This window comes from Melaminivora sp., assembly GCF_032059615.1.
Lineage (GTDB): Bacteria > Pseudomonadota > Gammaproteobacteria > Burkholderiales > Burkholderiaceae_C > Melaminivora.
Window position 1 is genome coordinate 1 of record NZ_DAMCAM010000093.1, and the last position, 6907, is coordinate 6907.

At 72.9% G+C, this 6907-nt stretch carries 6 protein-coding genes; 4 read left to right on the plus strand and 2 right to left on the minus strand.

The window, feature by feature from the left end:
• Window positions 1-238 precede the first annotated feature (238 nt).
• Genes gltS through RT051_RS14065 form a run of 4 tightly spaced genes read left to right on the plus strand, consistent with a single transcriptional unit; the run spans window position 239 to window position 5576 of the window.
• Window positions 239-1453, plus strand: a complete 1215-nt coding sequence (gltS, locus tag RT051_RS14050) for a sodium/glutamate symporter (protein WP_313077608.1) — start codon at window positions 239-241, stop codon at window positions 1451-1453.
• A gap of 35 nt (window positions 1454-1488) precedes the next feature.
• Window positions 1489-2745: a tRNA adenosine(34) deaminase TadA gene (gene tadA, locus RT051_RS14055; protein WP_313077611.1), complete on the plus strand. Its 1257-nt coding sequence runs from the start codon at window positions 1489-1491 to the stop codon at window positions 2743-2745.
• Window positions 2746-2754: 9 nt separating this feature from the next.
• Window positions 2755-3774 carry an LD-carboxypeptidase gene (locus RT051_RS14060; protein WP_409520610.1) on the plus strand — a complete coding sequence of 340 codons (1020 nt, stop codon included), beginning with the start codon at window positions 2755-2757 and terminating at the stop codon, window positions 3772-3774.
• Window positions 3775-3776: 2 nt separating this feature from the next.
• Complete coding sequence (locus tag RT051_RS14065) at window positions 3777-5576, plus strand: hypothetical protein (protein ID WP_313077613.1); 1800 nt, start codon at window positions 3777-3779, stop codon at window positions 5574-5576.
• A 60-nt stretch (window positions 5577-5636) separates the two neighbouring features.
• On the opposite strand, the gene RT051_RS14070 is transcribed toward RT051_RS14065, so the two are convergent.
• Together RT051_RS14070 and RT051_RS14075 are read right to left on the minus strand one after the other, a co-directional pair.
• Complete coding sequence (locus RT051_RS14070; protein ID WP_313077616.1) at window positions 5637-6518, minus strand: MinD/ParA family protein; 882 nt, start codon at window positions 6516-6518, stop codon at window positions 5637-5639.
• A 10-nt stretch (window positions 6519-6528) separates the two neighbouring features.
• Window positions 6529-6907 (minus strand): diguanylate cyclase (locus RT051_RS14075; protein ID WP_313077618.1); only part of this gene is annotated, 379 nt, incomplete at its 5' end.

Consider the following 6907-nt stretch of genomic DNA (forward strand, 5'->3'; position numbering starts at 1 on the left):
GCGGGCGAGAGCAGTTCGAGCTGGTGGGGCAGGAGGGACATAGGGCGCGGATTATCCCAGCCCATACATGGGCCTGCCCGCGCAGGGCTGGCCCGCAAAAGGCTCGGGCACAATTGCGGGTTTGCCCGGGGGCGGCGCGGCCGCGCCATGCCGGCGCGGGCCTTGCCTGGGCACCTACACGCCGGCGCGGCACTGCTGACATAGCATGGCGCCGTCTGCACACTCACACCTCGCCACCATGGCCATCCAGTTCGGCACTTACTACACCCTCATTTTTGCGGCCGTCGTGCTGCTGGTGGGCAAATTCCTCGTGCAGCGCATCCGCTGGCTGCGCGAGTTCAACATCCCCGAGCCGGTGGCCGGCGGCCTGGTGGCGGCGCTGATTTCCTGGGGGCTGAACGCCGCCACGGGGGTGCAGCCGTCGTTCGACACCAGCCTGCAGACGGCTTTCATGCTGGTGTTTTTCTCCTCCATCGGCCTGAGTGCCAACTTTGCCAAGCTGCGCGAAGGCGGCATGGGGCTCATCGTCTTCCTGCTGGTGGTGATCGTCTTCATCGTGGTGCAAAACAGCGTCGGCGTGGCATTGGCCAGCGCCTTGGGGCTGGACCCGCTGATCGGACTGATCGCAGGCTCCATCACCCTGGTGGGCGGCCACGGCACGGCCGGCGCCTGGGGGCAGGTGCTGGAGGACCAGCACGGCATCCGCGGCGCCATCACCCTGGGCATTGCCTGCGCCACTTTCGGCCTGGTGATCGGCGGGCTGATCGGCGGGCCGCTGGCCAAGTGGCTGATCCAGCGCAACAGCCTGCACGGCCCGCAGGGCGATGGCACGCACGGCGCGCTGGAGGCGGGCACGCCCAACTTCGAGTTTCCGCACAAGACGCGCCTGATCACCGCAGACGCCACCATCGAAACCCTGGCGCTGTTCGCCGGCTGCCTGGCGTTCGCCGAGTTCATGACGCACTTCACCGCCGGCACCGCCGTGCAGCTGCCGACCTTCGTCTGGGCGCTGGGCGGGGGCGTGCTGATCCGCAACGTGCTGGACTACGTCTTCAAGTTCGAGGTTTTCGACCGCGCCATCGACGTGTTCGGCAACGCCGGCCTGTCGATCTACCTGGCGATCGCGCTGCTGTCGCTGAAATTGTGGGAGCTGGCCGGCCTGGCCGGGCCGCTGGTCATCATCCTGGGCGTGCAGACCATCGTGATGGCAGCGTACGCCGGCTTCATCACCTTCCGCGTCATGGGGCGCAACTACGACGCGGCCGTGCTGTGCGCTGGCCACTGCGGCTTCGGCATGGGCGCCACGCCCACGGCGGTGGCCAACATGCAGGCCATCACCAACCAGTACGGCGCCTCGCACAAGGCATTTTTGATCGTGCCCATGGTGGGCGCCTTCTTCATCGACCTGGTCAATGCCGTGGCCATCCAGGTGTTCATCAAGTTTTTCGGCTGAAAGCGTTGTCCCGTCTGGACAGTGTGCTATGAAAAATGATTGAGGCCGCCCAGCGGCAGCGGGACGAGCACTGGATGCGCCTGGCGCTGGCGCAGGCCCGCGAGGCCCTGGCCGCGGCCGAGGTGCCTGTGGGCGCGGTGCTGGTGCGGGGCGACACGCTGCTGGCCACCGGGCGCAACGCCCCCCGCGCGCAGTGCGACCCGACCGCCCACGCCGAGATCGCCGCGCTGCGCGCCGGCGCCGCGGCGCTGGGCAACTACCGCCTGTCCGGCTGCACCCTCTACGTCACGCTGGAGCCCTGCGCGATGTGCGCCGGTGCCCTGCTGCACGCCCGGGTGGATCGTGTGGTCTATGGCGCTGCCGACCCCAAGACAGGGGTTGCCGGCTCGGTGCTCGACTTGTTTGCCGAGCAGCGCCTCAACCACCAGACCCGCGTGCAGGGCGGGGTGCTGGCGCACGAGTGCACGGCGCTGCTGGCACAGTTCTTCCAGGCGCGGCGACGCGCGCACAAGGCGGTCCACCCGCTGCGCGACGATGCCCTGCGCACGCCCGACGCTCGCTTCGAGCCGCTGGCCCAGGGCTGCCACGCCCCTCGCTACCTGAGCGACCTGCCGGCGCTCGACCGGCTGCGCCTGCACTGGGTCGATGCCGGCCCGCCCGGCGCGGCGCGCACCTGGCTGCTGGTGCACGGCCCCGGGCAGTGGAGCCACGCGCTGCGCCCCCTGGTGGATGCACTGGCCGGGCAGGGCCAGCGCGTGCTGGCCCCCGACCTTCCGGGCTTTGGCCGCAGCGACAAGCCCAAGCGCGAAGCCGCACACAGCCTTGCCTGGCACCGGCAAGTGCTCGCCCAGTTCATCGAGCAGCTGGACCTGCGCGGCATCGTCCTGCTGGTCCAGGACGCGCCCTGGGCCCTGGCCCTGCCGGCCCTGCTGCCCGGGCGCTTCGCGGGGGCGGTCTCGGTGGCCAGCCCGCTGCCGGGCCGCGCGTCCCGCAGCGCCGTGGCCGATGCCCCATACCCCGACGCCGGCCACCGCGCCGGCCCGCGCGCCCTGGCCCGCCTGCGGGAGCAGGGCGATGGCGACGAGGACGGCAGTGCGCAGGCGCGCAGGTTCTGGCAGGACTGGACCGGCCCGGCGCCGCTGGCCCTGGGCAAGGCGCCGGCGGAGCTGGCCGGCGCGCGGGCCCTGGCGCTGGCGCCCGGGGCGCTGCTGACTGCCGCCGGTGCGCAGGCCCTGGCCGCGCAGGCCGTGCCATACTTTTCGCCTTCCACGGAGCAGGCGCCCGGCGCCTGAAGCAACGCCTTGCCGCACCCACACGACCCCGCCGACGCCCCGCATCACGAGCATGCCGGCGCTGATCACGCCGCCTGCTGTGGCCACCGCCACGGCCCGCTGCGCATCTACGTCTATTCGCCCTCGGGCGCCGTGCGCGACCGGGCGGCGTTCCGCCGCGGCATGGCCCGGCTCAAGGCGATGGGGCACGAGGTCGAGGTGGACGCGGACGCGCTGGCCAGCCACACCCGCTTTGCCGGTGACGACGCCACGCGCCTGGCGGCCATCCACCGCGCGGCGGCCAGCGGCGCCGACGTCGCCCTCATCAGCCGCGGCGGCTATGGCCTCACGCGCCTGCTGCCGGACATCGACTACCCGGCGCTGGCGCGGGCAGTGCGGCAGGGCACGCGCTTCGTCGGCCTGAGCGACTTCACCGCGCTGCAGATGGCCCTGCTGGCACGCACCGGCGCCACCACCTGGGCCGGGCCCGCGCTGCTGGGCGACCTGGGCGTGGCGGGCGAGCCCGACGACATCATGCTGGCCTGCCTCGAAGACCTGTTCACCGGCCACGGCGAAGGCAGCGGCTGGCGCATGCCGCGCGAGAAACCGCAGGCCGACGGCAGCCCGGCCGTGCCCGAGCTCTACCTGCAGGACGCCACGCTGTGGGGCGGCAACCTGGCCGTGCTGTGCTCGCTGGTCGGCACGCCCTGGCTGCCACAGGTGGACGGCGGCATCCTGTTCCTGGAGGACGTGGGCGAGCATCCCTACCAGATCGAGCGGCTGCTGACCCAGCTGCTGCACGCCGGCGTGCTGGCACGCCAGCGGGCCGTCGTCCTGGGGCAGTTCACCGAGTTCCGGCTCTCGCCGCACGACCGCGGCTACAAGCTGCAAAGCGTGGTGGACTGGCTGCGCTCGCGCCTGGCCGTGCCGGTGCTCACCGGCCTGCCGTTCGGCCACGTGCCCACCAAGGTGCTGCTGCCCGTCGGCGCGCGGGTGTCGCTGTCGGTGGAAGGCCGCGACGCTCTGCTGTACTGGGGCCACCTGCACTGAGCATGGCCTGGCTGCATGCCCCGGGCAGGGCCGCAGCCGGCTTGCGGATCTGCCTGTCGGGCTGGCTCGGCCTGGCGCTGTTGTGGGCTGCGAGCCGCGCCTTGGTGCAGCTGCCGCCCTGGGCCTGGCTGCTGGCGCTGGTGGGACTGGCGGCACCTGCCGCCTGGGGGCTGTGGCTGGCGTTCATGCTGCGCAAGCGCGTGCTGCTGGCGCAATTTTCCTCCCGCGGCGTGGCCGTGCAACTGCTGTCGGGTGGCAGCTGGGCAGCCGTTAAGGCGGTGGTGCTGGCGCTCCTTCTGGGCGCGGCGGCGCTGTGGCAGGGCGGCTTTCTCGCGCCCTGGGAATGGGCGCTGCTGGCGCTGGCCCCGCCCCTGCACGCGGCCCTTGCACCCTGGCTGCAGCACCGGCTCGCGCCCCAGTTCGCCGAGCCGGCCTTTGCCTGGCGCTGGAGCCAGGCCCTGGCCCGTGCCGTGGTGCTGGCCCTGCTGGGCAGCACCTGGGTGGCCTGGATGGCCCACGGCGGCCTGGCCGGGCGCGACCTGGTGCCGGCCATGGACCCCCAAACGCTCGACGCAGCGCTGGCGCGCATCCAGGCTGCGCCGTCGGGCCTGGTGCGCTGGGGGCTGGACGCGCTGCTGGCGCTGCAGGTGGGCAGTGGCGCAGCGCTGGCCCTGCCGGGCTCGCAGGTGCTGCGCCTGGCCCTGCTGGCCCTGACCGGCCCGGCGGGCATGCTGCTCTTTCTGGGCTGGCAATTGCAGGGCGCCTCGGCCACGCGCAGCCTGCGGGCCGCTCTGCGGCCTCCTGGGGCACAGGCCCGGGCGCCTGCTGGAGCGCGCGCCGCGGTGGTGGGTCTGGTGTGCGTGCTGGCCACGCTGGTGCTGCTGCAGGCCGTGGCCACCGCCGATGCGCTGGCCCGGGTCCATGCAAGCCCCCTGGCGCTCAGGCGCCTGCCGGCCTGCGAGCGCATTGGCGAGCGCTTCTACACGCCCGGCACGCTGCAGGAGTTGCAGCGCCTGGCGCTCCAGGCCCTCGCCCAGAGCCGCGCCACGCCCGCACTGTGCACCGGCCTGCAGCCTGCCCACGAAGCGCTGCAGGCAGCCATCGAGCGCTACCTGGACTGGTACTTCAGCCTGGGTGCCGAGTGGGGCCGCATCGCCCACATGCTGACGGGCGGCGCCGAGGGCTTTTTGCAGGAGCGCCTGGCGCACACCCTGGAGCAGGCGAGCGGGCTGGGTCCGTGGATGACCGCGGTGCAGCAGCAGGCGCGCCAGGGGCAGGCCAGCCTGGACACCGCGCAGGCGCGCATTGCCGAGGTGCTGGAGCGCCACCACCTGACGCTGGACGCGGGGCGCTGCCTGGTGGGCGCCCAGGCGCCGGCAGACATCCCTGCCGTGCATGCGCTGGGCGGCACGCGCCAGCGCCTGGCGGCAAGCGCTGCGGGCGGCGGCGCGGCCGGTCTGGCCGCGGCCATTGCCGCCAAGGCAGCGGCCAAGGGCTCCATGAAGGCGGCGGCCAAGGTGCTGGCCAAGGCGGCCGCCAAGCAGGGCCTGGCCAAGGCGGGCGGCGCGGGGGCAGGGGCCTTGGCCGGAGCGGCCATGGGCTCGGTGCTGCCGGGCGCCGGCACGGCCCTGGGTGCAGCAGCGGGGGCGCTGATCGGGCTGGGCAGCGGGGTGGCCATCGACTGGGCCCTGCTGCGCGCCGAGGAGCGGCTCACGCGCGAGGACATGCGGCAACAGCTTCGCGAGGCGCTGGCCGGGCAGCTCGATGCGCTGGGTCAGGCGCTGGCCTGCGGGCCAGGGTGAGGCGCAACCAGCGCAAGCCCAGGCGGGGCGCCGATGTTCAGCTATGGTTTTTGCCTGGCTTCAGGCGGGTGCGCGGGCCAGCAGGGTCGCGTCCACCTTGCCTGCCAGCTGCGTGATCGCCATGGCCGCCGGGCTGCCAGGGGTCTGCAGGACCACCAGCTGGCGGCGCATGATGGCGTCGCGCACGGCAGGGTCGGCGGGGATGTCGCCCATGTGGAGCAGGCGCATGGGCCGGCCCGAGTCGGTGGAGACGAAGCGGTCGAGCACCTGCTGCAGCTGGCCGGTGATGGCGCGGCCGTCACCCGGGCGCGCGGTCTGGTTGACCACCAGGCGCACGTGCTGGCGCTTTTGCTGCTTGGCCAGCACCTTGATGGCGGCGTAGGCGTCGGTGAGCGAGGTCGGCTCGGGCGTGGCGACGATTAGCACCTCCGAGGCGAGCGAGACCGAGAACAGCACCACGTCGGAGATGCCGGCGCCGGTGTCCAGCAGCACCACGTCGTAGCGCGGCGCCAGGGTGCGGATGACGTTCAGGAACTCGCTGCGCACCGCGGGCGTGAGGCGTGAGTACTCGATCATCCCCGAGCCCGCCAGCACCACGGAAAAGCCTCCGGGTGCCTCGACCACGGCTTCCTCCAGGCGCGCCTTGCCGGTGAAGACCTCGTGCAGCGTGGTCTTGGGGTGCAGGTTCAGCACCACGTCCAGGTTGGCCAGGCCCAGGTCGGCGTCCAGCACCAGAACGCGCCAGCCGCGGCGCGTGAGGGCGGCGGCCAGGTTGGCCGACAGGAAGGTCTTGCCCACGCCGCCCTTGCCGCTGGTGATGGCCATGATGCGGGTCGAGCCCAGGCCGGTCAGGGGCTGCTGCAGCTGCGGCACGTCACCGGGTGGCGCGGCCGGGGCCGGGGCGGCGGAAGGGGGGGAGGCGGGAGACAGCGCGTCGTTCATCATCAAGCCTTCAATAGGCGCTGTGCGCAGACGGGGCGGCCGGCAGGGCGGGCGCGCCGGAGTCTTCGGGAGTGTCGTCCGGAGCCGCGAAGAGCAGGCTCTTTTCCTCGGCGCTCACCGTGCTGTCGGGCTGCTCCTCGATATAGACGCGGTTGCGCCCGGCGGCCTTGGCCTTGTAGAGCTCGGCGTCGGCCCGGTCGGCCCACAGCTGCGGGGTGCTGCGGATCCACTGCAGGGCAAAGGCCCCGCCGACGCTGACCGTGATGTCCAGCGTGAGCGTGGGCGAGACGCGGACCGGGCGCGATTCCACGGCCCGGCGCACGCGTTCGGCCACCACGCGGCCGAAGCCGAACTGGCAGGCGGGCAGGACGATGGCGAACTCCTCGCCG

What these genes read in the sequence shown, in the direction of transcription:
- gltS (WP_313077608.1), top strand. Translation starts at nt 239, where the DNA reads ATGGCCATCCAGTTCGGCACTTACTACACCCTCATTTTTGCGGCCGTC.
- tadA (WP_313077611.1), top strand. Translation starts at nt 1,489, where the DNA reads ATGATTGAGGCCGCCCAGCGGCAGCGGGACGAGCACTGGATGCGCCTG.
- RT051_RS14070 (WP_313077616.1), bottom strand. Translation starts at nt 6,518, where the DNA reads ATGAACGACGCGCTGTCTCCCGCCTCCCCCCCTTCCGCCGCCCCGGCC.
- RT051_RS14065 (WP_313077613.1), top strand. Translation starts at nt 3,777, where the DNA reads ATGGCCTGGCTGCATGCCCCGGGCAGGGCCGCAGCCGGCTTGCGGATC.